This is a genomic window from Microbacterium sp. FW305-3-2-15-F-LB2, from assembly GCF_058787255.1.
The window spans coordinates 3,246,805-3,269,725 of the sequence record NZ_JBYSZO010000001.1; the positions used below are offsets into that span (position 1 = coordinate 3,246,805).

Sequence of the window (22,921 nt, forward strand, 5' to 3'; positions counted from 1 at the left end):
GAGCGATGCTGCGACTCATCGCGTGATCCGCTCGCGCTGCACCGTGAACGCGTCGAGCGCGGCCTCGTCGATGTCGACGCCGAGGCCCGGGCCGGTGGGCACGCGCACGTGTCCGTCCTCGATGACGGCGGGCACCGTGACGATGTCGCGGTCGTAGAAGCGGGCGGATGCCGAGATGTCGCCGGGCAACGTGAACCCCGGGAGGGCCGCGAGCGCGGCGTTGGCCGCCCGCCCGATGCCCGTCTCGAGCATGCCGCCGCACCACACGGGGATCCCGGCGGCGCGGCACCGGTCGTGGATCGCGAGCGCCTCGAGGTAGCCGCCGACCCGGCCGGCCTTGATGTTGATGATCGATCCGGAGCCCAGTGCCAGGGCGTCGGCGGCGGCCTTGTCCGACACGATCGACTCGTCCAGGCACACCGGCGTGCGCAGGCGTTTCGCCAGGGTTGCGTGGTCGACGAGGTCGTCCTCCTGCAGCGGCTGCTCGATCAGGAGCAGGTCGAACGCGTCGAGCCGTTCCAGCGTGTCGGCATCCGCGAGGGTGTAGGCGGAGTTGGCATCCACTTGCAGGGGGATGCCGCCGAACGCCGCCCGCACGGCGGCGGTGTCGTCGACGTCGCGCCCGGGCTTGATCTTGATCTTGATGCGGACGTATCCCTCGTCGAGGTACGCAGCCACCGCGTCGACGAGCGCCGCGGGGTCGCGCTGGATCCCGACCGAGACCCCCGAGGGCACGCGGTCCTTCTCGGCGCCGAGGTAGGAACCGAAGCTGCGCCCCTCCGCGCGCAGCGCGGCGTCGATGACGGCGAGCTCGAGTCCGGCCTTGGCCATGCGGTGCCCGACGACGGGGTGGAGGATGCCGGCGACCTCCTCCGGCGTGAACGTGCGGCGTTCGAGCAGGGCCGGCGCGAGGAAGCGGGCGAGGACGTCCCCCGCGCCCTGCGTGTATTCACTGGAGTAGGACGGCTCCGCCTGGGTGACGACTTCGCCCCACCCGGCACCGTCGGCGGTCTCGGCGCGGACGACGATCACCTCGCGCACCGTCTCGGTGCCGAACGACGTCGTGAACGGCGACACCAGGGGGATGTGCAGGACGCGCAGCTCGACGGCATCCAAAGTCACGGGAGCGGCGGAAGTACGGGGCGGCATGGAGGCAGGGTATCCGGCGGCCGGGCCAGACGGGAGGCGGGCCTGGGCAGACGGGAGGCGGGCCTGGGCAGACAGGAGGCGGCCGGGCCAGACGGGAGGCGGGCCGGGGCAGACAGGAGGCGGGCCGAACTCCTGAGTCTCTGCGCGCGGCGGGCTCGCCGGCGCCCCGAACGACTCCCTGCCGGGGGAATCTCAGGAGTTCGGCCCGCCACGACGACACCAAGCGCGGCGACGGCACCAAGCCGGCGACCGTAACGCCCTCGCGACCCCGGGGCAAGGGCGGCGCGCGGCGCGCAGGCCGCGCGTAGCGTCATCGGCATGACCGACTTCACTCCCCGCCATGCGATCGTCACCGGTTCGGACTCGGGCATCGGAGCGGCCACCGCGCTCGCGCTCGCCGAGGCCGGCATGGATGTCGCCGTGACCTATCACAGCGACAAGGACGGCGCCGAGTCGACCGCCGAGGGCGTCCGTGCCCGCGGAGGTCGCGCGATCGTCGCGCAGTTCGACGCCACCGACTTCGATTCCGTCCCTCGCGTCGTGGATGCGATCGCCGACGACCTCGGAGGTCTCGACGTGTTCGTCAACAACGCCGGCGGCGGCATCGGCGGACCGTTCCTCGACCTCGACCTCGACACCTGGCGCACCGACATCGCGCTCAATCTCGACGGCGCCTTCCTCGCCCTGCACACCGCCGCGCGACGCATGGTGAAGGCCGGCAACGGCGGTCGCCTCATCGCCGTTTCGAGCGTGCACGAGCACCAGCCGCGCGTCGGCTCGGCGCCCTACGTCGCCGCCAAGCACGGCCTCGGTGGGCTCATCAAGACCATGGCGCTCGAGCTCGGGCAGTACGGCATCACCGCGAACGCCGTCGCGCCGGGCGAGATCGCCACGCCCATCAACAACATGGATGCCGAGGATGCCGACCGCATCCACCGTCCCGGCATCCCGCTCGGGCGCCCCGGCAAGCCGGACGAGGTCGCCGACGTCATCCGCTTCCTGGCCTCGCCGACCGGTTCGTACGTGACGGGAGCGAGCTGGGTGGTCGACGGCGGAATGCTGCAGATGGGCCCGCAGGCCGGGTCGCACATGGAGTCGGACGCGTGGCGTTCGGCCGGAGAGTGAGGGCGCGATGAGCGACGAGAAGAGCTTCGAAGAGAACCGCCACGATCAGCTGACGAGCGCCCCGAAGGCGACGGAGGAGGATGCCGCTCCCCGCTTCGACGTCACGAAGCGCGACGGCGTCACCCGCATCGACGTGCGTGACGATGCCGCCGTGCGTCCGGGTCCCGGTCAGGGCGACCCCGCCGCGGAGAAGGACGAACCCGTCTCGGGCGACTGAGTCACACGAGCAGGTACCCACGGCGGTCGATGCCGCCGATGCGGAGACCGGATGCCAGGTACTTCCGCATCTCGTCCCGCACGCGGTACCGCCATTCGGCGGCGGACGCGGGGTCGGTGCGGCGCAGACCCTCGATGTCGTCGGGGATCTCGACGACATCGCGTACGGCATCCTCCGTCGGGGTCGGGGCGGGCGGCTCCGCAACCGCCCACGACACCAGCAGCCGGTCGGACTCGTCGCCGCGGTTCACGTCATCGGGCATCTCGCCGTACTGATTGACGAGGTACTCCGTCGCGTGCGCGCCGAGGATCGCGAGGTTGAAGTGCGCGTTACGGCGGATCAGCGGGTCGAACGTCCACGTGATTCTGCCGATGCCCCGCTCGAGCGCCCACTCGCGCTGGTGTGCCTTGAGCTGTCGCCCGAGCCCCCGCCCTTGGTGGCCGGGCAGGATGCCGGTGATGTGCGAGTGCATCGTGCGGTCAGCGGGCGGGCCGAAGAACGCCGCGGACGCGCCGATCATCCGGTCGCCGTCGTAGAGGCCGACGACGTAATTGCCGGAGTGTTCGAGCGCGCGCAGGATGTTGGACGGCATCGTCGCCCGGTCGCCGACCCACACGTCATCGAACAGCCGCGACCCGGCCTCGATGGCCTCCAGGGTGTCGAGCGGGCGGATGTCGATGCCGGTCGTGCTCATGCTCCGAGTCTGGCATCCGCGTCAGCGCGGAAGCACCCCGCTGGCATTGCCACCTCGTCCCACTTCCGGCGGAGCATGTCCCACTTCTTGTCACCTGGAGGCGTCCCCGGCGGCAAGAAGTGGGACAGGGAAGGGATGCCATGAGTCGGCGTGGTCTCTCCCACCCCGACTACCGACCCGGCGAGGTCACGGCGAGCAGGCGTTCCGTCTCCTCCCAGAGCCGTCTCTGCCACGTGGGGTCGTCGCCGGGCGCGGTCGGGACGATCGGCGTGGCTCGACGGACCGTGAAGTAGGAACCGGAAGCCCCCGCGTAGGACGGGTCGAGCGCCGCGGCGACGATGAGGCCTGCTCCTCGACGCGGGTCGCCGATACGAAGCCAGGACAGGACCCGCGCCAACGGCCGGGCGAAGCTCAATTCCCGCCCGAGACCGGTCACGTTGAATCCTGGGTCGACGGCGATGACGGTGACGTCCGAGGGAGCCACGCGGCGCGCGAGCTCGACGCTGAACATGATGTTCAGCAGCTTCGTCTTTCCGTAGATCAGTGAGGACTCCCGCGCGCCGAACGGACTCACATCGGTCAGGTCCGACGGCAGCGTCAGCTCGCCGTGGCGGCGCGAGGCCTCCGACCCGACGTTGACGATCCTCGCCCCGGGCGTGGCGGCGATCCGCGGGAGCAACGTCCTCGTCAACAGCCACGGCGCGAGGTAGTTCACCGCGACCATCTCGGCGTACCCGTCGGGGGTGACGCGCTGCTCGAACGCGTGGAGTCCGGCGTTGTTGATGAGCACGTCGATGTGCGCGTAGGCGTCGGCGATCCTCTCCCCCGCCGCCCGCACCTCGGCCAAGCGGGTGAGGTCGGCCGACACGACGTCGATCTCGGCGTCGGGAACCGCCGCGAGGATGTGGGCGCGAGCACGGTCCGCCCGGCTCGCGTCGCGAGCCGGCATCACGATCCGCATCCCCCCTCGCGCGAGCTCGGTCGCGGCGATCAGCCCGAGTCCACTCGTGGCACCGGTGATGACCGCGATGCGCCGGCGGGCACTGTCCATGAGATCGACCTCGCTCCTCGGACCACTCGTTCGATAAAGTGGGTATTTCTCCACTATACAAAGTAATAGGAAAATGTCCACTACTGACGATTCCCCCGGCATCGACGACCGCGAACGGCTCGTCCTGGCCCTCGGCGCCGAGCTGAACGCGCTCATCGGCGCGTCCCGCGCCCTCACCGAGCGCTCCGCCGCCGTGTTCCACCCGGAGCTGCGCCCGGCCGCCTTCCACCTCGCACGGTGGCTCTTCGCCTACGGACCGGCCAAGCCCAGCGTGATCGCGGACGCCGTCGCGATGGATCGCAGCTCGACCAGCGCTCTTCTCGGACGCATGAAATCCCTGGGGTTGGTGGAGAGACTCCCGGACCCGGCAGACGGTCGAGCGGTCCGCTTGTCCTTGACCGATGACGGCACAGCCCGCGTTCTGGCCGCACTCGATCTGCGCGGCTCGTCGTTCCTCACGCGCCTCGACGGATGGCGGACGGAGGACATCCGCGCCTTCACCGACCTCATGCACGCCTTCAACGCGTCACCCGGCGACGCCGAGCGGGACGACTGACCGGCACGGCCCCGCCGATAGGCCACGGCGCGGCCGCGAACACTCCCGCGTCAGCGCGGAAGCACCCCGCCGACGTGACGAATCGTCCGGCCGCGTTCGATCACGATCGCGATCCCGCCGACCAGCCACAGCGGCAGCTGGGTGAGGAACGCCCAGCGGAAGGCATCCAGCGAATAGGTGTCGGGGCTGCCCGCGCCCTGGACGTCCATCGCGATACCGATGAACAGGATCGCCAGGAGCGCGGCGAGGAAGCCGCCGCCGTTGACGATGCCGGTCGCGGTGCTCAAGCGGTGGCTCGGAGTGAACGTGCGGGCGTGATCGAACGCGATCATGGACGCCGGTCCGCCGGTCGCCAGCGCGAACATCAACACGATGAGGAGCCACAGCGGAGCGGGGCCGGGCCACGCGGCCACGACGATCCAGACGAGGGCTTGGAAAACGACGGTCGGCAGCACGAGCCAGCGCGAGCGCCGACGCGGGTGCCGACTCGAGAGCGCGCCGATGACAGGACCGCTCACGATGCCGAACAGCACGAACAACGTCATGATGCCCGAGGCGGTCGGGGGCGCGAGCCCCTCGCCGGCGGTCAGGAATGGGAATCCCCACAGCAGCATGAACGCGGTTCCCGCGAACGGAGTGGTGAAGTGCGACCAGAACCCCAGCCGCGTGCCGGGATGGGCCCACGACTCACGGAACCCCTGCCGCAGATCGGGAGCCGAGGTCACGACGCGGATCGCGCCGGTGCGCGTGTCGACCGACAGGTCTACCGGGTCGTCACGCCGCTCGGGGGGACGGTTCCGGATGATCGCGTACGTCAGCACGGCGAACAGCACGCCGAGGCCCGCGACGCTGCCGAACGCGACACTCCAGCTCGTGGCGTGCAGCAGGGCGGCGAGCGGCACGACGGCGACGATCTGGCCCAGCTGTCCGATGATGCCGGTCATCTGCACGAGCACGGGCGCGCGCTGCGCGGGGAACCACGTCGCGATCACACGCAGCACGCTCGGGAAGATCATCGCGTCACCGGCACCGATGAGCACGCGGGCCAGGATGCCGATCCCCACCGCATCCGCGAAGGCCATGACCAGCTGACCCGCCGCCATCAGCACCATGCCGATCGCGATCATCGGACGCGCGCCGTAGCGGTCGAGGAGGAGTCCGACGGGGATCTGCATCGCGCCATAGACGAACAGCTGGATGACGGCGAACAACGACAGCGCCGAGGCATCCGCGTGGAACCGCGTCGCGGCATCCACCCCTACCGCCGAAAGCGACGTGCGATTCACGATCGACACGACGTACGCGAGCACCCCGACCGCCCACAGCGTCCACGTCCGCCAACCGGGGCGTTCGAGGGTGCTGATCACGGCGAGTCCTGGGGAAGAAGGGGGCGGATGCCACGGAAGACGGCATCCACCAGGCTAGTCGCGGGCGCCGACACGGCGGGTCGATGGGGTCCGTCCGGGTGGGGCGGTGGGGTCCGTGGTGGCCCCGGGGCGGCGAGGGTGGCCCCGGGGCCACGGACAGCGCCCCGGGTCCCGCGCGGCGCCGATCGCCTCAAGCGTCGTCGAGCGCGCCGGACATGTCGGCGCGGACCGCGGCCAGATGCTGCGTCAGCGGGGTGCCGGTGTCGTCAGCCAGCCACCGCTCGAGCGCGATCTGCAGCAGCTCGACCGCAACACCCGCGACCACGCGCGCGGTCGAGGGATCGACGCCGCGGGCGACGTAGCCATCACGCAGCGCATCGCGGAGGTCGGCCTGCTTCTGCAGGTCGCGCTCACGGAGGGACGGCTCGGCCCCGATGAAACGCCGCGCGGCCTCCATCTGCGCGCGCCGGGGTTCGAACCGCTCGCCGGCGAGCACGTGGAATCCCCGCCACGCGATCGAGAACGGCGTCGCCCCCGCGGGCGCGGCGGCGACGATCGAGGCGGCGAGCGCGGGAATCTCGTCGTCGCCGAAGAAGACCTCGCGCTTGTCGCTGAAGTGGCGGAAGAACGTGCGCCGGGTCACGCCCGCGCGCTCGACGATGTCGGGCACCGTGGTCGCCTCGAATCCGCGCTCCGCGAAGAGCTCCAGCGCCGCAGCGCGGAGCCGCTCCCGTGTGTCCGGTGCCCACCTGGCCATGTCGATGATCCTAAGTGATGACCCACAGTGTCATCACCTGCGGTACGGTGAAGACACCGAGTGTCATCACGACTGAGAGGCATCCATGCCCGTCCAGACCGCCGCAGTGCTCCCCACCCCGCGCGCACGGCTCGAGGTGATCGCCGCGGACATTCCGCAACCCGCCGCGGACGAGATCCTCGTGCGCGTCCACGCCGTCGCGATCAACCCCGTCGACTGGGTCATCCAGGGCACCAGCCGCGTCACCTACCGGTGGCTGCGGACCCCCGCGGTCCTCGGATCGGACGTGGCCGGAGAGGTCGTCGCGGTCGGATCCGGCGTCACGAGATTCCGGGTCGGGCAGCGCGTGTTCGGGCTTGCCACCGGAACCGACCGCGGGCGCGACCCCCGGCGCGAAGGCGCGTTCCAGGAGTACACCGTCCTGCTCGAACGGCTCGCCGCGCCGACGCCCGACGCACTCTCCGACGAGGAGGCCGCGGTCTTCCCCCTCGGCGTGTCCACCGCCGCGTGCGCGCTCTTCCAGCCCGGCCACCTCGGACTCCGGATGCCGATCGGCGGCACGCCCACGGGAAACGGGGGCGTGGTGGTGGTGTGGGGCGGATCGACGAGCGTCGGAATGAACGCCGTCCAGCTCGCCCGCGCCGCGGGGTACGACGTCGTCTCGACGGCCTCCCCGCGCAACGCCGCGACCGTGCGCTCCCTCGGCGCCGACACCGTGGTCGACTACAGCTCGGCGAGCGCCGTGGGCGACCTCGTCTCCGCGATCGGGGGTCGCCCGGTGAAGGGCGCGGTCGCGCTCGGTGCGGGGTCGACCGATCGCTGCATCGACGTCCTGCGCCGTACCGGCGGTTCGCGGCTGGCGATGGCGAGCACGCCCGTGTCGCTGGCCGACCTGGTCGGGCGACGACGACTGTTCACCGCCATGCTCCCCGTCTTCGGCCGCATCGGCCTGACCACGGCGCGGTCGACCCTGCGCGCTCGGCGCGCCGGCATCCGAGCCGGATTCGTGTGGGGCAGCAGCCTGCGCGACGACGAGGTGGGCCCGGGGCTGTGGGGCGGGGTCATCCCGCGCGCGCTCGCCGACGGCAACCTCCGACCGATGCCGGAACCGCTTGTCGTGGGTGAGGGGCTCGCCGACATCCAGGGCGCCCTCGACCGTCAGCGCGCCGGAGTCTCGGCATCCAAGCTCGTCGTCCGGGTGTAGGCCTCGGCCGAGTGCCGTGTGCCCGGGCGGGCGTGTCCGTCGTGTTCACTCAGGCACGGCAGAATGGTCCGATGGTCTCCGCGAGTCCCCACCTGCAGCCCGATCACGCGTGCCTCATCGTCCACGGCAGCGACACCCCCGGCATCATCGCCGCGGTCTCGGCTCTCATCGCCCGCCAGGGCGGCAACATCGTCGCCTTCGACCAGTACTCCGACGACCCGCGCGGAGGGGCGTACTTCCAGCGCGTGGTGTTCCACCGGCCCGATCTGGCGGCCGCGCTCCCCGCGATCGAGGCAGACCTCGACGAGACCCTCGGCCGCGGTTTCGAGCTGGAGTGGAAGGTCACCGACCTCTCGACGCCGAAGCGCATGGCGATCCTCGCCTCGAAGCAGGATCACTGCCTGCTCGACCTGCTCTGGCGCCACCGTCGCGGCGACCTGCCGGTGAGCATCCCGATGGTCGTGTCCAACCACACGACCTCCGCGGATGACGTGCGCTCGTTCAACGTGCCGTTCTTCCACGTCCCGTCGACGCCCGGCCCGGACAAGTCGGCATCCGAGGCTCGCATCCTCGAACTCCTCGTCGGCAACGTCGATTTCGTCGTGCTCGCGCGGTACATGCAGATCCTCTCGCCCGAGTTCCTCGAGAAGCTCGGGGTACCGGTGATCAACATCCACCACTCGTTCCTCCCGGCGTTCATCGGCGCCGAGCCGTACAAGAAGGCGAAGGAGCGCGGCGTCAAGCTCATCGGCGCGACCTCGCACTACGTCACCGGCGACCTCGACGAGGGGCCGATCATCGAGCAGGACACGGTCCGCGTGACGCACGCCGACTCGGCCGCCGAACTGGCCCGCCGTGGCGCCGACGTCGAACGGCAGGTCCTCTCACGCGCCGTCCTGTGGCACGCCGAGGACCGCATCATCCGCCACGGAAACCACACGATCGTCTTCTGAGTCCGCCCGTCGCGACCCCCAAAGAGGCATTTGACGGTCGCGGGGCGGCGCGCCAACATCGACCCATGTCCCGCATCGACGAGCTGCGCGCCACCGCGCACCCCCTCCGACTCCGGATGCTCTCCCTCCTCACCGGCGCCGCGCTGAGCGCCGCCGAAGTCGGTCGAGAACTCGGCGTCTCGCAGGCCGCCGCGAGCTATCACCTGCGTGTGCTCGAGCGAGTGGGACTCATTCGCGTCGTCGAGACCGTCCGAGTGCGAGGCGGGGATGCCAAGCGCTACCGCCACGAGTCGTCCTCGCGCCGCGTCGATCCCGCCGCTCCCCTCCCGCCGCGGGCACCGATCGACGAGGAGGCCCCCTTCGTCGAGGCGATGATCGGCGAGCTGCGGCGGCGAGCGCGCCGGCGCGCCGACGGACCCGGTGTCACCGCGGACGCGGAGCTGTGGGTCGATCCCGAGGTCTGGCGGCGGGTCGTGCACCACGTGGCCGAGGCGTCGGCGCTCCTCCACACCGCCGCCCGACCGCCGCGCACCCCGGGAACACGGCCCGTCTCGATGACGGCCGCCCTCTTCCCGCTCGTGCGCCCGTGAGCCCGCGCGGGCCGCTCGGTCACGCCCCGTTCCGCTGGCTCCTCGCCGCGCGCACGACGAACATCGTCGGCAATGCGGTCGCCCCGATCGCTCTCGCCTTCGCCGTGCTCGACCTGACCGGCTCGGCCGCCGACCTCGGTCTCGTCGTCGCCGCCCGGTCGATCACGAACGTCGCCATGCTCCTGTTCGGCGGCGTGCTCGCGGACCGGCTGCCCCGCAACGTCGTGCTCGTGGGGACATCGGTCGCGGCCGCGGGGACGCAAGGGGCCGTGGCCGCCCTCGTCATAACCGGCTCGGCGACCGTGCCGGCACTCGTGATCCTCAGCATCCTGAACGGCGCCGTGTCGGCCGTGAGCCTCCCGGCATCCGCGGCACTCGTGCCCGACACCGTGCCGTCCGAGCAGTTGCGGTCCGCGAACGCGCTGCTGCGCCTCGGGTTGAACGGCGGCACGATTCTCGGAGCCTCGGCGGGTGGCATCCTGATCGCCACGTTCGGACCGGGGTGGGGTCTGGCGGTGGATGCCGTCGCCTTCGCCGCCGCGGCGGCGTTCTTCTCGCGGCTTCGACTGCCGGAACGGGCGCGGAGCGACGCCGGACGGACGTCGATGCTGTCCGACCTGCGCGAGGGGTGGCGTGAGTTCACGAGCCGCTCGTGGGTGTGGATCGTGGTGTTGCAGTTCGCCGTGTTGAACGCCGCGTTCACCGGCTCGGTCGCCGTGCTCGGGCCCGTGGTCGCGGACGAGACGGTCGGCCGAACCGCGTGGGGCTTCGTGGTCGGGGCACAGACCGTCGGCTTCGCCGTCGGCGCCGTGGTCGCCCTGCGCTGGCGGCCTCGGCGGGCCCTCGGCATCGGTGTCGCCGCGATGGCGTTCGCCGCGGTTCCGGTGGCGACCCTCGCGGCTGCGCCGACCGTCGCCGTCCTGATCGCCGGGTTCGCTCTCGGCGGCTTCGCGACCGAGATCTTCGCGATCGCGTGGGATCAGTCGCTGCAGTCGCACGTTCCGCGGGAGGCGCTCTCCCGCGTCTACTCGTACGACATGGTCGGGTCGTTCGTCGCGGTGCCGCTCGGCGAGGCGGTCGTCGGCCCCGCCGCGCACGTGGTCGGCACGGCCCCGGTCCTGTGGACCTGCGCGGCGCTCATCGTGCTGTCGACGCTGGTCGCCGCCTCGATGCGCAGCGTCTGGCGGGTGCTCGCCGCCTGACCCGACGCGTTCTTCGCACGCGCGGCGCCCGTTCCGGGCCCCCTGCTCCCGCTCCGCGTTCCTGACGCCGAGACCGCATCCGACCGACATCTCCCTTGCAGCGTGCGGGGGTTTTGTCGGCCGGATGCAGTCTCGCGGGGTCGCGGGGTGCGGGGTCGCGAGGGCGTCAATCGGGGTCGGATGCCTTCGACAACGGGCCCGTGCCGCCGCGCGGAGGCTGCTTGCGCTGGCGCGCCAGCTCTCCACCGACGCGGCCACCGTAGGGGCGGCCGTGATCAGCCCACTCGGCGCGGAAGTACGCCAGGCGCCAGTCGCCGAGCTCGATCCGCGCGCCGGTGCGCAGAATGCGGCCGTTCCCGCGGCGTCCCTCGACCGCGGCTCCGCCACCGCCGACGACGTCGAAGCCGTACAAGACGTACTCGTCGTCGCCCTCGTGCCGGATCTCCGCGTGCACCGGCGCGAGGCCGGGCAGGCGCAGGTCGGCCTCGTCGCCGGACCCGATGACGGTCTTCGTGGGCAGCAGATCGAACTCGCGAGGCGGTCGCCCATCCCAATCGCCGGTGCCGATGGCGAAAATGAGACGCGGTCGCCCCGAGCCGGGGGTGTAGTGCGTCGTGGTGATCCGGCGCCGCACGAACCGGTTCACGGTCGGCACGAGCGGCAGCGGCGTCCCCGGCGGCACGGGGAACGTCAGCGGCTCACTGCCCTTCCGGCGGGTGAGTAGCGGCGCCACCGCCGCGACCGATCCCAGCCGGATGTGCGGCGAACCCGTGACGACCCGCTGCAGAAGGCTGCTCTTGACGTCGCCCAGGTGCAGGATCGGGCCGTCCGGACCCTCCACTCGCACCGAGATGCCGCGCCGAGCGAGCGCGTCGGCGATGGTCGACAGCTCCGCGAGCGTGCGGCGCCCGTTGCCGGGGAGGCGGAACGGATCGTTGACCGTCACCCGCACCTCGGATCCCGCGGCGGTGATCGTGCCTTTGAACGGGGGGAGAGTGGCATCCGCCCCCGCCTCCTGTTCGGAGAAGGCGAGGTCGATGTCGAGGCGCACCATGACGGCGCCTACCCTCAGTTGCCGCGGTACGGGTCGGAACCCGGCGCGGTGTCGTCGCTCGTGGTGACGCGGAGGGTGCCGTTGAGCTTCCACGTCGCGCGCGGGGCGTCGGGGCCGATGTCTCGGGGCACCTCGACGGTCATGTCGACGAATGAGTAGTTGACCGCGGCGCCGCGGCCGGTCAGGTACGACCACATCTCTCGGCCGAGGTCGGTCCAGTCGGTGATCGAGTGCCCTTCGGGGCCGGAGGAGTTGGCGAACGGGTCGGTGGTTGCGGTGGTGTCGGACATCGTCCCTGTCCTTTCTGGTGTTCGGGGGCACCAGGGTCTCACCGGCCGCATTGCGAAACGAGGGATTGCGTTCCCGCTCCCTTTGCGGGATAACCCGCGCGCCTTCCCCGCCCCACTCGTCCGCGAGACTTCATCGCGCCGACAAGTCCCTTGCAGATTGCAAGGGAGACGTCAGCGGGATGCAGTCTCGGCGAACCACGGGGGCGAACAGCGCTCAGACCAGGCGCCGCTCGACCAGGATCGTGTCGCGCCACTGCCCCGCCCAGGGGCCGTGTGTCATGAGGGCGATGCGCTCACGCCGTCCGACCCGGCGGAAGCCGGCGCGGTCGTGCAACGCGAGGCTCGCGGTGTTCTCGGGGAAGATGCTCGACTGCACGGTCCAGATGCCGGCCGCGTCGACGGCATCCAGGAATGCCGCCAGCAGTATGGTTCCGACGTGCCGGCCCTGCGCGTCCGGTGAGACGTAGACCGAGTGCTCCACGACGCCGCGATAGACCTCGCGCGCGGAGACTGCGGACGCCGCGACCCAGCCCAGGACCTCGCCCTCGTCCCCGACGGCGACCAGCCGCCCCAGCGAGAGCTTCCCGGCGTCGAACGCCTCCCAGCTCGGAGGTGAAGCCTCGAACGTCGCGTTCCCGGTCTCGATCCCCCACCGGTAGATGTCGAGGACCGCCGGCCAGTCCGCCGCGGTCATCGGACGAACGGCGGTCACGGGCGGAGGGCCAGCGACGCCTGCTCGAGAGCATCGGTCACGACCCGGTAGTACGCCCAGCGACCCCGCTGCTCGCGCGTGGCGAGCCCGGCGTCGACGAGCAGTTTCATGTGATGGGAGACGGTCGGTTGAGAAAGCCCGACGGGCTCGGTGAGGTCGCAGATGCAGGCTTCTCCCTCATCGGATGCCGCGATGAGCGAGAGCAGCCGTACTCGCGTGGGGTCGCCGAGGGCCTTGAAGGTCCGCGCGATCCGCTCCGCCTCCTCGGTTGACAGAGCCCCACCGATGACCGGGGAGCAGCACACCGCGGCGTCGGACGGAAGGAGAGGCAGCGTCGTGGGCATGGGTCGATTCTGGCACATCACATTGACATTCGTCGATACATCGAGCAATCTCGATCCATCGAGGTCCATCGATACGGAGGAGTGAGGCTGATGGTGAACGAGCTACCCGTCGTGGTGATCGGCGCGGGTCCGCAGGGACTGGCCGCCGCCGCGCACCTGGTGGAGCGCGGACTTCCGGTGGTCGTGCTGGAAGGCGGTTCGAGCCCGGCGGTAGCGGTCGCCGAGTGGGGTCATGTACGGCTGTTCTCCGAATGGCCCGAGCTCATCGACACGGCCGCGGCGCGGCTTCTCCAGCGCACGGGGTGGACCGCTCCGACGGCGGGGTACCCGACCGGCAGGCAGTGGATCGACCGCTACCTCGCTCCGCTCGCCGCCGAACTGGGCGACCGCGTGCGATACGACTCCCGCGTCGTGGGCGTCTCGCGCCTCGGCCGCGACCGCCTGATCGACGCGGGCCGCGCGGACCAGCCGTTCACCGTGCACGTGCGACCGGCCGACGGCGAGGAATTCCGGCTGCAGGCACGTGCCGTCATCGACGCGTCGGGAACATGGTCTTCGCCGAACCCCGCGGGTGCGGACGGCCTGCCGGCGCTCGGCGAGAGGGCCGCGGACGGCCTGCTGACCTACCGCATCCCGGACTTCCGCGACCGCGAGGGCTTCGAGGGGAAGCACACCGTCGTGATCGGGTCCGGGCACTCCGCCCTCACGGCGGTTCTCGCGCTCGCACGGATGGCCCGCCGCGACCCGAGCACCACGGTGACGTGGGCGCTGCGCCGCGCCACCGCCGGCAACGCCTTCGGCGGCGGCGACGCGGACGAACTCCCCGCACGTGGCGCCCTCGGCATCCGGGCGAAAGAAGTCGTGGATGCCGGACTGGTGTCGCTCGCGACGGGCTTCCGCGTCGAACGCGTGAGGGTGGATGCCGGTCGGCCGACGCTGATCGCCGAGGACGGGCGCACGCTCACCGCCGATCGCGTGGTGGTGCTGACGGGGTTCCGCCCTGATCTGTCGTTCCTGTCGGAGCTGCGTCTGGAGTTGGACCCCACGCTGCAGGCTCCCGTGCGCATCGCCGCAGAGATCGACCCGAACGTGCATTCCTGCGGTTCCGTCGCGGCGACCGGCGCGGCCGACCTCGCACAGCCCGAGCCCGACTTCTACCTCGTCGGGGCGAAGTCGTACGGGCGGGCACCGACCTTCCTCGCCCTCACCGGGTACGAGCAGGTGCGGAGCGTCGTGGCAGAGCTCGCCGGCGACCATGAAGCGGCCCGTCGCGTGGAGCTGGCACTCCCCGACACGGGCGTGTGCGGCGGCGCGGGTCTCTTCGATGCGTCCGGCGCCTCGCTGGGCGGCGCGTGCTGCGCCCCTCCCGCGCGGGTATTGCAGATCGGCCGCGCCCCGGCATCCGTCTGACCGATCGACCCGCGAGACTTCATCGCGCCGACAAGTCCCTTGCAGCCTGCAAGGGAGACGTCAGCGCGATGAAGTCTCGGCGAACCGCGGCGAACCACGGCGGGCCACGGCGAACCTCGGCGGCGAACCGCGGCGGCGAACCGCGAGGGGCCGGGGGCCTCAGAACACGTACTCCATCAGCTCGACGCCGAGCACGCGGAAGGCGTCGTGCGCGCGCAGGCGGTGGGCGATCGACAGGTCGTCGAAGTTCACGATCATCGAGAACGCCACGCCGGCGCGCGGCCCGCCGAGCACACCCGCCTCCGCCCGCACCCCCTCGGAACGCCCCGTCTTGTTGATGAACAACAGGCCGTGTCGGTCGTTCTCGTGTGCGAACGGATCGAGGCCGGTGGCGGATGCCACGAGCGACAGGTCGTGATTCAGGCTCAGCCACTCGGCGACCTGGGCACTCACCCCCGGTGACACCACCGTGGAGTTGACCAGCCCGGCGAACACTGCCGCCATCTCGCGCGCGGTCGACAGCGCGACGTGCGGCGCGTCGTCGGGTCCGCGGTCGTCGCGGAACCGGTCGAGCAGCGCCGTACGGCGCAGGCCGAGCTGTTCGATACGGGAGCGGACCGCGGGCAGCCCCACCCGCTGCAGCAGCGCGTTGGCCGCGAGCGCATCGCCGGTCGAGGCGGCGAGCACCGCCACGTCCGAGAGCGGGAGCGCCGGTGCCTTCAGGTGCTGCCACACTCCCCCGGCGGACGCCGAGTCGACGGTCGAGCGATCGACGATCTCGAGCGCGTCGACGCGCCCCGCCTCGATCGCCGCGGCCACCTCGATGAGCAGCGGCACGACGCCGAGCCCCGCGACGGGAAGCGTGACGAAGTCGTCTCCTTCGAGCACCGCCGAGCCGCCGTCGAGGTCGTCGATGCGCACCGAGACCTTGGCACCGGATGCCGCGAGCTCATCGAGCGCCCGGAGCGTCGCCGTGAACGACCGGCGACCGGCGGCCGCCCTCCGGGGCAGACGTCGGGGTCCTTTTCGGGCCGACCCGCGGAGGGCCGGGGCGTCGCGTCGCGACGACTCCACGGGCCCTCCGGCGGGTTCGGGTGTTGCGGGCTCGGGAACCGGTGGCATGCCCACGAGCGTGGCTCCTTCCGGGTCAGGAGAGCAACAAACGCGACCTCACCAAATGGTGACGCGCTGGTCTGCGTCCAACCAGAGGGCGTCGCCCTCGGTCACGTCGAACGCACCGTAGAACGCGTCGATGTTCCGCACGATCTGGTTGCAGCGGAATTCGTTCGGCGAGTGGGGATCGATCGTCAAGAGGCGGATCGTCTCGGCATCCCGCCCCTTCTGCTGCCAGATCTGCGCCCAGCTGAGCAGGAGCCTCTGGATGCCGCTGAACCCGTCGACCGAGGGACCGTCGGCGGGCTCGTCCTCGCCGAGAGAGAGTCGGTACGCGCGGATCGCGATGCCCAGGCCTCCGAGATCGCCGATGTTCTCGCCGATCGTGAGGGCGCCGTTGACGTGGTGCTCGGGGCTCAACCCTTCGGGGACGAGCTCCTCGTACTGGGCGATGAGCGCCTTCGTCCGCTGCTCGAACGCCGCGCGGTCGGCGTCCGTCCACCAGTCGCGCAGCGACCCGTCGCCGTCGAAGCGGCTGCCCTGGTCGTCGAATCCATGGCCGATCTCGTGACCGATCACGGCGCCGATGCCGCCGTAGTTCGCGGCGGCATCCCGGTCGGCGTCGAAGAACGGGTACTGCAGGATCGCCGCCGGGAACACGATCTCGTTCATCAGCGGGTTGTAGTACGCGTTCACCGTCTGGGGCGTCATGTACCACTCGTCGCGGTCGATGGGTTGCCCGACCTTGGCCAGCTGACGGTCGTGCTCCCAGACGTGCGCACGTCGGACGTTACCGACGAGGTCGGCAGCGTCGACCTCGAGCGCGGAGTAGTCCTTCCACTTCACGGGGTAGCCGATCTTCGGCGTGAACGCGTCGAGCTTCGCGAGCGCGCGCTCCCGCGTCTCGGGCGTCATCCACTCCAGCCCGGTGATCGACTCACGGTACGCCTCGATGAGGTTCGTCACGAGCACGTCCATGGCATCCTTCGCCGCGGGCGGGAAGTGACGCTCGACGTAGACCTTGCCCACGGCTTCGCCCAGCGCCGCCTCGACGAGGCCGACGCCGCGCTTCCAGCGCTCGCGGTTCACCGGGACACCGGTGAGCTGCGTCCCGTAGAACGCGAAGTTCTCGGCCACGAACTCCTCGGACAGGAACGCCGCGGCCGAGTGCACGATCGCGAAACGCAGCCACGCCTTCCAGTCCTCGATCCGGTCGTCGACCAGGAGCACCGAGAGGGACTCGAGGAAGCTCGGCTGGTAGACGACGACCTCGGCGAAGGCGTCCTCGTGGCCGGGCGCGACTCCCTCGCGCCACGGCACGAGGTCGATCCCGGCGAGGCCCACGGTCTCATCCCACGAGCGGAGGTTGTAGGTCTTCACCGCGTCGCGGCTGTCTTCCCGCGACCAGTGGTGCGTGGCGAGATCGGTCTCGAGCGCGAACACGCGATCGGCGGATGCCGCGGGCTCGGCGACACCGGCCAGCTCGAACATGCGCTCGATGTGCGCCCGGTAGGCGGTGCGCGTCTCGGCGAAGTTGTCGAGGCGGTAGTAGCTCTCGTCGGGCAGCGACAGGCCGCCCTGGTAGATCACCGGCACGTAGCGCGTGGGGTTGCCGGGGTCGGGCTCGACGAAGAGGGTCAACAGGCCGCTGACGCCGTCGCGCTCGAGTTCGCCGACGAGCCGGAGGAAGCCGGGCACGTCGCTCACGGCGTCGACGCGCGCGAGCTGGTCGCCCAGCGGTGCCGCTCCCGCCTCCTCGATGCGGGCGGTGTCCATGAAGCTCGCGAACAGGTCGCCGATCTTTCGGGCTTCGCTGCCCGGTTCGGCCTCCTGCGACTCCTCCACGATGGTGCGCACGTCCTTCTCGGCCTGCTCGGCGATGAGATGGAAGCTGCCCCATCGGGCTTTGTCGTCGGGGATCTCGGTGCGCTCAAGCCAGCGGCCGTTCACGTGGCGGAACAGGTCGTCCTGCGGGCGGATCTCGTCGCTCAGTTCTTCGAGCGCGAGACCGGAGCGGGGGGTCTCGGTCATGGAGACAGGATAATTGCCCCGGCTCCGTCCCGGCTCCGGATGACCTGTCGCCGTCCGCGACGAAGGAAGATCGCGCCGCCCCCCCAGCCCGGGGCGTCGACCCCGCGGGCCACCGCACGGATCTCCTTCGGAGTGTTCCGGATGCCACGGCCACCCCGCCCGTGTCGGCGGCCCGCCGTAGGCTCGAACGGTGACCACACCCGCACCGGCGACCCTGAACCGCGCGATCATGCGGCTCGCCGTACCCGCGCTGGGCGCCCTGGTCGCCGAGCCGTTGTTCCTCATCGTCGACGGCGCCATGGTGGGTCACCTCGGGGTGGCGCCGCTGGCCGGCCTCGGCATCGCCAGCGCCGTGCTGCAGACCGCGGTCGGGCTGATGGTCTTCCTCGCGTACTCCACGACCCCCGCGGTCGCCCGACGCTACGGCGCGGGCGAGTTGGGGCGAGCGGTCTCGGTCGGCATCGACGGCATGTGGTTCGCGCTCACGATCGGGGCGGTGCTCGCCCTGGTGGGCGTGCTGGCGACGCCGGTGCTCGTCGGCGTGTTCGGTGCGGCACCCGACGTCGCCGAGAACGCCCGCGTCTACCTGTCGATCTCGATGTGGGGCCTACCTGCGATGCTCGTGGTGTTCGCCGCGACGGGGCTGCTGCGCGGCATGCAGGACACCGTCACGCCGCTGTGGATCGCGGGGCTCGGCTTCGGCGCCAACGCGCTGCTCAACGCCCTGTTCATCTACGGCTTCGGCTGGGGCATCGCCGGTTCGGCGGTGGGCACGGTCGTCGCGCAGTGGGGGATGGTGGGCGCCTACGTCGTGATCGCAACGCGCCTGGCGCGGAGGCACGCGGCGTCGCTGCGCCCCGAAGCCGGCGGACTTCGCGGCACGGCGCGATCGGGAGGGTGGCTGTTCGTTCGCACGCTGAGTCTGCGCGCCGCGTTCCTCGCGACGGTGGCGGTGGCCACCGGGGTCGGCTCAGCGGAACTCGCCGGATGGCAGATCGCGTTCACGATCTTCTCGACCGCCGCGTTCGCGTTGGATGCGCTCGCCATCGCGGCGCAGGCGCTCGTCGGCAAATCACTGGGCGCCGGCGACGTCGCCGGAGCGCGTCAGGTCCTGTCCCGCACGGTGGCGTGGGGCCTGTGGTTCGGGGTTGCCGTCGGGGCGCTCGTGGCCGCGGCATCCGGAGTCCTCGGTCTCGTCTTCACGGGTGACCCCGAGATCGCCGCCCTCATCCAGCCGGCGCTCCTCGTGCTCGCGGTCGCCCAACCTCTGGCGTCGTTCGTCTTCGTCCTCGACGGTGTCCTCATCGGCGCCGGCGACGCGCGGTACCTCGCGATCGCGGGGCTGCTCAACCTCGTGCCGTACGTCCCGGCGCTCGTTCTGGTGGCGATGTTCGCGGGCGGGGGCGCCACGGGCCTCGCATGGCTCGCCGCCGCGTTCTTCGGCGTGTACATGCTCGCCCGCGCCGTCACCCTCGGACTCCGGGTTCGTGGGAGAGCGTGGATGACATCGGGTGCCTGAGACGCGCACGCGCCTCGGGGGACGCGGGTGCCTCGACAGGGGCGAGCCATCGCCTGCACTCATGCCCGCAGATCATGTCCGTTCACGACGTGCGCCCGCGTTCCCGCACGGACTTCGCGAGATCTTCACACGCCCGTCACCGGGAGTCCCTATCCTGGTCGCATGCGGGGGCATGTGGTGGCGACGGTGATCGTGGCCGCCGCGCTGATTCTGGCCATGGCCATTTTCTGCGCGGGCGGCTTTTATTTCGTCGAGTACGAGGTGTGGGATGCCTCGACGTCGGCGTACGTGTATCGCAACAGGCCGTTCTCGGGTGCGGTATTCGGAGTCTCGGTGATCCTCAGCGCCGCTGTTCTGTACGCCGCGGCGCTGATGCTCCTGCGGACGGGTCGGGTCCACGGATCGCGCCCCCTCGACGAGTGCCCGCAGCGCACCGAGGTGCACTGACCGTGGGGTTCACGCCCAGCGTCGACACCACTCGTACATGACGACGGCGGCCGCGGAGGCCGCATTGATCGACCGCGTCGACCCGTACTGGGTGATCTCGATCACGCTCGACGCGGCGGCGAGTGCGTCGGGAGAGAGTCCCGGCCCTTCCTGACCGAACAGCAGCACGCAGGCCTCGGGCAGCTCGGCCCGATCGACCGGAACCGATCCCTCGACGTTGTCGATCGCGAGCACGGGGAGGCCCTCCCGGCGCGCCCACTCGACGAACGCGGCGACGTCCTCGTGGTGCCGCACGTGTTGATACCGATCGGTGACCATCGCGCCCCGACGGTTCCAGCGCCGCCTGCCGATGATGTGGACCTCGGCCGCGAGGAAAGCGTTGGCGCTGCGGACGATCGACCCGATGTTGAGGTCGTGCTGCCAGTTCTCGATCGCGACATGGAACGGATGCCGCCGCGCATCGAGGTCGGCGACGATGGCATCCATCGTCCAGTACCGGTACGCGTCGACGACGTTGCGTCGATCACCCTCGGCCAGCAGCTCGCGGTCGTAGCGCGGGTCGTCGGGCCACGCGTCCGGCCCGCCCGGCCACGGCCCCACCCCGTGGAGGGGCGCGGGTGCGTCATCCCCCGGCGTCGCGTCGTCAGGCACCGGTGTCGCGTCTTGGGCGCCCGGCGTCGCGTCTTCGGCGCCCGGCGTCGCGTCTTCGGCGCCCGGCGTCGCGTCTTCGGCGCCCGGCGTCGCGTCGTCAGGCACCGGGGTCGCGTCGCCGTGGGTCACCGGTCCAGGCTATCCGCGGCAGCGGCGCGGCGTTCGGTCGCGCCAAGTTGCACCACCGAACCACCGCACGCGCACTTCCCCGCGACCCAAGCCTCACCCAGCTCCGCTCCACCGCCTCCATCGCGCCAAGTTGCACCACCGAACCACCGCACGCACACTTTGCCGCGACCGAAGAAGTCACCGGCCGCGGCGCTGACCTCGTGCCATTCGGCGCGACGGAACCCCCAGTCGTGCCATCCGGCGCGACGGAACCCCCAGTCGTGCCATTTGGCGCGACGGGACTCCGCGCAGCACCACGTGACGCGACCGTGCGCGACTTCCGACGACATGCCTCATTTTTCGGTGGCCCGAAATATCGCTAAGGTTTCGGCATGCCGAAAACAATGGATGCCGCGCCCCCGCGCCGCGCCACGCGCCGTGCGGCATGGCTGCTCGGGCCGGCGATGGTCGCGGGCGTGGCCTACCTCGACCCGGGCAACGTCGCCAGCAACATGACGGCCGGGGCCGTCTTCGGCTACCTGCTCGTGTGGGTAGTGGTGCTCGGCAACGTGATGGCGTGGCTGATCCAATATCTGTCGGCCAAGCTCGGCATCGTGACGGGCGAAAGCCTTCCGCAGCTGTTGGGCCGTCGCATCCAACGCCCCTGGCTGCGGCGGGCCTACTGGGTGCAGGCCGAACTCGTGGCGATGGCCACGGACGTCGCCGAGGTCATCGGCGGCGCGGTCGCGCTCAACCTGCTGTTCGGCATCCCTCTGCTGTGGGGCGGGGTGATCACGGGAGTCGTCTCGATCGCGCTGCTCCTGGTGCAGTCGCGCCGGGGGGCGCGCACGTTCGAGACCGTCGTGATCGGACTCCTGCTCATCATCGCGGTCGGCTTCACCGCGGGTCTCTTCTTCGCGCCGCCCGACCCGGCGGGCGTCGTCGGCGGGCTGCTCCCCCGGTTCGACGGTGCGACGTCGGTGCTCCTGGCCGCATCGATCCTCGGCGCGACGATCATGCCCCACGCGATCTACGCCCACTCGGCGCTGAGCCGCGACCGTTTCGCGCCCGCCGAGCCCACCGCGGCCGCCGACCTCGAGGCCGCTCGGGGCGTGTCGACCCGGCGACTGCTGCGGGCGACGCGGTGGGACGTCACGATCGCCCTCGCCGTCGCGGGCACCGTGAACCTCGCGATCCTGCTGCTCGCCGCCGCGAACCTGACGGGAGTCGCCGGTACGGACAGCCTCGAGGGCGCCTACGCCGCTCTGCGCGACGGACTCGGGCCGCTGGTCGCGACGTTGTTCGCCGTCGGGCTGCTCGCGAGCGGACTCGCCTCGACGTCCGTGGGGGCGTACGCGGGCGCCGAAATCATGCATGGGTTGCTGCGCATCCGCGTTCCGCTCCTCGTGCGCCGCCTCGTGACGCTCATCCCGGCGCTGCTGATCCTCGGCGTGGGTCTCGACCCCACGGTCGCCCTGGTCCTGAGTCAGGTCGTGTTGTCGTTCGGCATCCCGTTCGCTCTTATCCCCCTCGTGGTGTTGACGTCCCGACGCGAGCTGCTCGGAGTGCACCGCAACCGCGCGCTCACGACCGCGGCGGGTGTGGCGGCGTCGGTGTTCCTCGTCGCGCTGAACGCCGTCCTCCTGTGGCTGGTGTTCACCGGAGGTTAGGCTGGGCGCGTGGAATCGCCCGTGGCCGACGACTATCTCAAGGCCATCTACCACCACACCGAGTGGCAGGACGACCCGATCACCCCCTCGCAGCTCGCCGCCGTGCTGAGCCTCGCTCCCTCGAGCGTCACCGAGATGGTGAAGAAGCTCGCCGCGCAGGGGCTCGTGAGCCATCGCCCGTACGGTCCGGTGTCGCTCACGCCTGCCGGTGCGCGGCGGGCGGCGTCGGTCATCCGCCGCCACCGCCTCATCGAGACGTGGCTCGTGCGCGAATTCCACTACTCGTGGGACGAGGTCCACGACGAGGCCGAGATCCTCGAGCACTCGCTGAGCGACCGTCTCCTCGAGGGCATCGACGAGCGGCTCGGACGCCCGCGGTTCGACCCGCACGGAGACGCGATCCCGGATGCCACCGGCGCCGTGCACCGTGAGCCGTTCGTGCTGCTGCAGGACGCCGCATCCGGTCATTCGGGACGCGTGCTGCGCGTCAGCGACCGCGATCCCGAGCTGCTTCGCGCGCTGGTGGCGCTGCGCATCGACGTCGGCCACGAACTCGAGGTCGTCTCACCCGACGTCGTCCGCGCCGACGGAGTCGAGGTGCCGCTGCCCGAGGGCGCCGGCGCCTCGGTCTGGCTCGCGCGCTGAGCGCCCCGCGCACGACGCTCCGCCGTTACGCTGACCCCACCGGCTCCCGCGGAGCCACCGAG

Annotated in this window: 25 protein-coding genes; 12 read left to right on the plus strand and 13 right to left on the minus strand. The window is 71.1% G+C overall.

Going from position 1 to position 22,921, the window contains the following annotated elements:
• Nucleotides 1-15: 15 nt before the first annotated feature.
• Nucleotides 16-1,149 carry an o-succinylbenzoate synthase gene (menC, locus tag AC3WLZ_RS15605; RefSeq protein WP_492470674.1) on the minus strand — a complete coding sequence of 378 codons (1,134 nt, stop codon included), beginning with the start codon at nucleotides 1,147-1,149 and terminating at the stop codon, nucleotides 16-18.
• A 318-nt stretch (nucleotides 1,150-1,467) separates the two neighbouring features.
• On the opposite strand from menC, the gene AC3WLZ_RS15610 reads away from it, so the two are divergent.
• Together AC3WLZ_RS15610 and AC3WLZ_RS15615 are read left to right on the plus strand one after the other, a co-directional pair.
• Nucleotides 1,468-2,274, plus strand: coding sequence for an SDR family oxidoreductase (locus AC3WLZ_RS15610; RefSeq protein WP_492470675.1), 807 nt, complete (start codon nucleotides 1,468-1,470; stop codon nucleotides 2,272-2,274).
• Between the two features lie 7 nt (nucleotides 2,275-2,281).
• Entirely contained in the window at nucleotides 2,282-2,491 is a 210-nt protein-coding gene (locus AC3WLZ_RS15615; protein ID WP_134125877.1) for a multidrug transporter, read from the plus strand.
• Nucleotide 2,492: 1 nt separating this feature from the next.
• Here the strand turns inward: AC3WLZ_RS15615 and AC3WLZ_RS15620 are convergent, their stop codons facing one another.
• Together AC3WLZ_RS15620 and AC3WLZ_RS15625 are read right to left on the minus strand one after the other, a co-directional pair.
• Complete coding sequence (locus tag AC3WLZ_RS15620; RefSeq protein WP_492470676.1) at nucleotides 2,493-3,185, minus strand: GNAT family N-acetyltransferase; 693 nt, start codon at nucleotides 3,183-3,185, stop codon at nucleotides 2,493-2,495.
• 169 nt (nucleotides 3,186-3,354) lie between these two features.
• Entirely contained in the window at nucleotides 3,355-4,236 is an 882-nt protein-coding gene (locus tag AC3WLZ_RS15625) for an SDR family NAD(P)-dependent oxidoreductase (protein WP_492470677.1), read from the minus strand.
• A 73-nt stretch (nucleotides 4,237-4,309) separates the two neighbouring features.
• On the opposite strand from AC3WLZ_RS15625, the gene AC3WLZ_RS15630 reads away from it, so the two are divergent.
• A complete protein-coding gene (locus tag AC3WLZ_RS15630) occupies nucleotides 4,310-4,792 on the plus strand; it encodes a MarR family winged helix-turn-helix transcriptional regulator (RefSeq protein WP_492470678.1) in 483 nt (160 codons plus the stop codon).
• Nucleotides 4,793-4,842: 50 nt separating this feature from the next.
• Here the strand turns inward: AC3WLZ_RS15630 and AC3WLZ_RS15635 are convergent, their stop codons facing one another.
• Together AC3WLZ_RS15635 and AC3WLZ_RS15640 are read right to left on the minus strand one after the other, a co-directional pair.
• Nucleotides 4,843-6,159: an MFS transporter gene (locus tag AC3WLZ_RS15635; RefSeq protein WP_412925831.1), complete on the minus strand. Its 1,317-nt coding sequence runs from the start codon at nucleotides 6,157-6,159 to the stop codon at nucleotides 4,843-4,845.
• 190 nt (nucleotides 6,160-6,349) lie between these two features.
• Complete coding sequence (locus tag AC3WLZ_RS15640; protein ID WP_492470679.1) at nucleotides 6,350-6,916, minus strand: TetR family transcriptional regulator; 567 nt, start codon at nucleotides 6,914-6,916, stop codon at nucleotides 6,350-6,352.
• An 85-nt stretch (nucleotides 6,917-7,001) separates the two neighbouring features.
• Between AC3WLZ_RS15640 and AC3WLZ_RS15645 the strand changes: the two genes are divergently transcribed.
• The 4 genes from AC3WLZ_RS15645 (at nucleotide 7,002) to AC3WLZ_RS15660 (ending at nucleotide 10,865) form a co-directional block, all read left to right on the plus strand.
• The gene (locus tag AC3WLZ_RS15645; RefSeq protein WP_492470680.1) at nucleotides 7,002-8,120 is read left to right on the plus strand and encodes a zinc-binding alcohol dehydrogenase family protein; all 1,119 of its coding nucleotides are present in this window, start codon (nucleotides 7,002-7,004) and stop codon (nucleotides 8,118-8,120) included.
• Between the two features lie 71 nt (nucleotides 8,121-8,191).
• On the plus strand, nucleotides 8,192-9,073 hold the full coding sequence (gene purU, locus AC3WLZ_RS15650; RefSeq protein WP_412925834.1) for a formyltetrahydrofolate deformylase: 882 nt from the start codon (nucleotides 8,192-8,194) through the stop codon (nucleotides 9,071-9,073).
• A 65-nt stretch (nucleotides 9,074-9,138) separates the two neighbouring features.
• On the plus strand, nucleotides 9,139-9,663 hold the full coding sequence (locus AC3WLZ_RS15655; RefSeq protein ID WP_492470681.1) for an ArsR/SmtB family transcription factor: 525 nt from the start codon (nucleotides 9,139-9,141) through the stop codon (nucleotides 9,661-9,663).
• On the plus strand, nucleotides 9,660-10,865 hold the full coding sequence (locus tag AC3WLZ_RS15660) for an MFS transporter (protein WP_492470682.1): 1,206 nt from the start codon (nucleotides 9,660-9,662) through the stop codon (nucleotides 10,863-10,865). Before AC3WLZ_RS15655 ends, AC3WLZ_RS15660 begins: the two co-directional genes overlap by 4 nt.
• A 166-nt stretch (nucleotides 10,866-11,031) precedes the next feature.
• Here the strand turns inward: AC3WLZ_RS15660 and AC3WLZ_RS15665 are convergent, their stop codons facing one another.
• From AC3WLZ_RS15665 to AC3WLZ_RS15680, 4 genes are all read right to left on the minus strand, one after another.
• Nucleotides 11,032-11,919 (minus strand): FHA domain-containing protein, encoded by an 888-nt coding sequence (locus tag AC3WLZ_RS15665; protein WP_492470683.1) that lies wholly within the window; start codon nucleotides 11,917-11,919, stop codon nucleotides 11,032-11,034.
• A 14-nt stretch (nucleotides 11,920-11,933) separates the two neighbouring features.
• Nucleotides 11,934-12,209 (minus strand): hypothetical protein, encoded by a 276-nt coding sequence (locus AC3WLZ_RS15670; protein WP_412925838.1) that lies wholly within the window; start codon nucleotides 12,207-12,209, stop codon nucleotides 11,934-11,936.
• A 214-nt stretch (nucleotides 12,210-12,423) separates the two neighbouring features.
• Entirely contained in the window at nucleotides 12,424-12,903 is a 480-nt protein-coding gene (locus AC3WLZ_RS15675; protein ID WP_412926181.1) for a GNAT family N-acetyltransferase, read from the minus strand.
• A 14-nt stretch (nucleotides 12,904-12,917) separates the two neighbouring features.
• On the minus strand, nucleotides 12,918-13,265 hold the full coding sequence (locus AC3WLZ_RS15680) for an ArsR/SmtB family transcription factor (protein ID WP_412925839.1): 348 nt from the start codon (nucleotides 13,263-13,265) through the stop codon (nucleotides 12,918-12,920).
• A 90-nt stretch (nucleotides 13,266-13,355) separates the two neighbouring features.
• Here AC3WLZ_RS15680 and AC3WLZ_RS15685 point away from each other — a divergent pair, with 90 nt between their 5' ends.
• Nucleotides 13,356-14,675, plus strand: coding sequence for an FAD-dependent oxidoreductase (locus AC3WLZ_RS15685; protein WP_492470684.1), 1,320 nt, complete (start codon nucleotides 13,356-13,358; stop codon nucleotides 14,673-14,675).
• Nucleotides 14,676-14,834: 159 nt separating this feature from the next.
• On the opposite strand, the gene AC3WLZ_RS15690 is transcribed toward AC3WLZ_RS15685, so the two are convergent.
• Nucleotides 14,835-15,797: a serine hydrolase gene (locus AC3WLZ_RS15690; RefSeq protein ID WP_492470685.1), complete on the minus strand. Its 963-nt coding sequence runs from the start codon at nucleotides 15,795-15,797 to the stop codon at nucleotides 14,835-14,837.
• 48 nt (nucleotides 15,798-15,845) lie between these two features.
• Nucleotides 15,846-17,819, minus strand: coding sequence for a M13 family metallopeptidase (locus tag AC3WLZ_RS15695; protein ID WP_492470686.1), 1,974 nt, complete (start codon nucleotides 17,817-17,819; stop codon nucleotides 15,846-15,848).
• A 229-nt stretch (nucleotides 17,820-18,048) separates the two neighbouring features.
• On the opposite strand from AC3WLZ_RS15695, the gene AC3WLZ_RS15700 reads away from it, so the two are divergent.
• Complete coding sequence (locus tag AC3WLZ_RS15700) at nucleotides 18,049-19,338, plus strand: MATE family efflux transporter (RefSeq protein ID WP_492470999.1); 1,290 nt, start codon at nucleotides 18,049-18,051, stop codon at nucleotides 19,336-19,338.
• 162 nt (nucleotides 19,339-19,500) lie between these two features.
• On the plus strand, nucleotides 19,501-19,785 hold the full coding sequence (locus AC3WLZ_RS15705; protein ID WP_412925844.1) for a hypothetical protein: 285 nt from the start codon (nucleotides 19,501-19,503) through the stop codon (nucleotides 19,783-19,785).
• A 9-nt stretch (nucleotides 19,786-19,794) separates the two neighbouring features.
• On the opposite strand, the gene AC3WLZ_RS15710 is transcribed toward AC3WLZ_RS15705, so the two are convergent.
• Complete coding sequence (locus AC3WLZ_RS15710; RefSeq protein WP_412926182.1) at nucleotides 19,795-20,436, minus strand: TrmH family RNA methyltransferase; 642 nt, start codon at nucleotides 20,434-20,436, stop codon at nucleotides 19,795-19,797.
• Nucleotides 20,437-20,561: 125 nt separating this feature from the next.
• The gene (locus AC3WLZ_RS15715; RefSeq protein WP_492470687.1) at nucleotides 20,562-20,894 is read right to left on the minus strand and encodes a hypothetical protein; all 333 of its coding nucleotides are present in this window, start codon (nucleotides 20,892-20,894) and stop codon (nucleotides 20,562-20,564) included.
• Nucleotides 20,895-20,936: 42 nt separating this feature from the next.
• Here AC3WLZ_RS15715 and AC3WLZ_RS15720 point away from each other — a divergent pair, with 42 nt between their 5' ends.
• Both AC3WLZ_RS15720 and AC3WLZ_RS15725 read left to right on the plus strand, forming a co-directional pair.
• On the plus strand, nucleotides 20,937-22,214 hold the full coding sequence (locus AC3WLZ_RS15720; protein ID WP_492470688.1) for an Nramp family divalent metal transporter: 1,278 nt from the start codon (nucleotides 20,937-20,939) through the stop codon (nucleotides 22,212-22,214).
• A 9-nt stretch (nucleotides 22,215-22,223) separates the two neighbouring features.
• Complete coding sequence (locus tag AC3WLZ_RS15725; RefSeq protein ID WP_492470689.1) at nucleotides 22,224-22,859, plus strand: metal-dependent transcriptional regulator; 636 nt, start codon at nucleotides 22,224-22,226, stop codon at nucleotides 22,857-22,859.
• Nucleotides 22,860-22,921: the final 62 nt, after the last annotated feature.

Excerpts from the sequence above, each read along its gene's own strand:
- menC (WP_492470674.1), bottom strand. The coding sequence starts at position 1,149 with ATGCCGCCCCGTACTTCCGCCGCTCCCGTGACTTTGGATGCCGTCGAG.
- AC3WLZ_RS15610 (WP_492470675.1), top strand. The coding sequence starts at position 1,468 with ATGACCGACTTCACTCCCCGCCATGCGATCGTCACCGGTTCGGACTCG.
- AC3WLZ_RS15615 (WP_134125877.1), top strand. The coding sequence starts at position 2,282 with ATGAGCGACGAGAAGAGCTTCGAAGAGAACCGCCACGATCAGCTGACG.
- AC3WLZ_RS15620 (WP_492470676.1), bottom strand. The coding sequence starts at position 3,185 with ATGAGCACGACCGGCATCGACATCCGCCCGCTCGACACCCTGGAGGCC.
- AC3WLZ_RS15625 (WP_492470677.1), bottom strand. The coding sequence starts at position 4,236 with ATGGACAGTGCCCGCCGGCGCATCGCGGTCATCACCGGTGCCACGAGT.
- AC3WLZ_RS15630 (WP_492470678.1), top strand. The coding sequence starts at position 4,310 with ATGTCCACTACTGACGATTCCCCCGGCATCGACGACCGCGAACGGCTC.
- AC3WLZ_RS15640 (WP_492470679.1), bottom strand. The coding sequence starts at position 6,916 with ATGGCCAGGTGGGCACCGGACACACGGGAGCGGCTCCGCGCTGCGGCG.
- AC3WLZ_RS15645 (WP_492470680.1), top strand. The coding sequence starts at position 7,002 with ATGCCCGTCCAGACCGCCGCAGTGCTCCCCACCCCGCGCGCACGGCTC.
- purU (WP_412925834.1), top strand. The coding sequence starts at position 8,192 with ATGGTCTCCGCGAGTCCCCACCTGCAGCCCGATCACGCGTGCCTCATC.
- AC3WLZ_RS15655 (WP_492470681.1), top strand. The coding sequence starts at position 9,139 with ATGTCCCGCATCGACGAGCTGCGCGCCACCGCGCACCCCCTCCGACTC.
- AC3WLZ_RS15665 (WP_492470683.1), bottom strand. The coding sequence starts at position 11,919 with ATGGTGCGCCTCGACATCGACCTCGCCTTCTCCGAACAGGAGGCGGGG.
- AC3WLZ_RS15670 (WP_412925838.1), bottom strand. The coding sequence starts at position 12,209 with ATGTCCGACACCACCGCAACCACCGACCCGTTCGCCAACTCCTCCGGC.
- AC3WLZ_RS15675 (WP_412926181.1), bottom strand. The coding sequence starts at position 12,903 with ATGACCGCGGCGGACTGGCCGGCGGTCCTCGACATCTACCGGTGGGGG.
- AC3WLZ_RS15680 (WP_412925839.1), bottom strand. The coding sequence starts at position 13,265 with ATGCCCACGACGCTGCCTCTCCTTCCGTCCGACGCCGCGGTGTGCTGC.
- AC3WLZ_RS15685 (WP_492470684.1), top strand. The coding sequence starts at position 13,356 with ATGGTGAACGAGCTACCCGTCGTGGTGATCGGCGCGGGTCCGCAGGGA.
- AC3WLZ_RS15690 (WP_492470685.1), bottom strand. The coding sequence starts at position 15,797 with ATGCCACCGGTTCCCGAGCCCGCAACACCCGAACCCGCCGGAGGGCCC.
- AC3WLZ_RS15695 (WP_492470686.1), bottom strand. The coding sequence starts at position 17,819 with ATGACCGAGACCCCCCGCTCCGGTCTCGCGCTCGAAGAACTGAGCGAC.
- AC3WLZ_RS15700 (WP_492470999.1), top strand. The coding sequence starts at position 18,049 with ATGCGGCTCGCCGTACCCGCGCTGGGCGCCCTGGTCGCCGAGCCGTTG.
- AC3WLZ_RS15705 (WP_412925844.1), top strand. The coding sequence starts at position 19,501 with ATGCGGGGGCATGTGGTGGCGACGGTGATCGTGGCCGCCGCGCTGATT.
- AC3WLZ_RS15715 (WP_492470687.1), bottom strand. The coding sequence starts at position 20,894 with ATGTCGTCGGAAGTCGCGCACGGTCGCGTCACGTGGTGCTGCGCGGAG.
- AC3WLZ_RS15720 (WP_492470688.1), top strand. The coding sequence starts at position 20,937 with ATGCCGAAAACAATGGATGCCGCGCCCCCGCGCCGCGCCACGCGCCGT.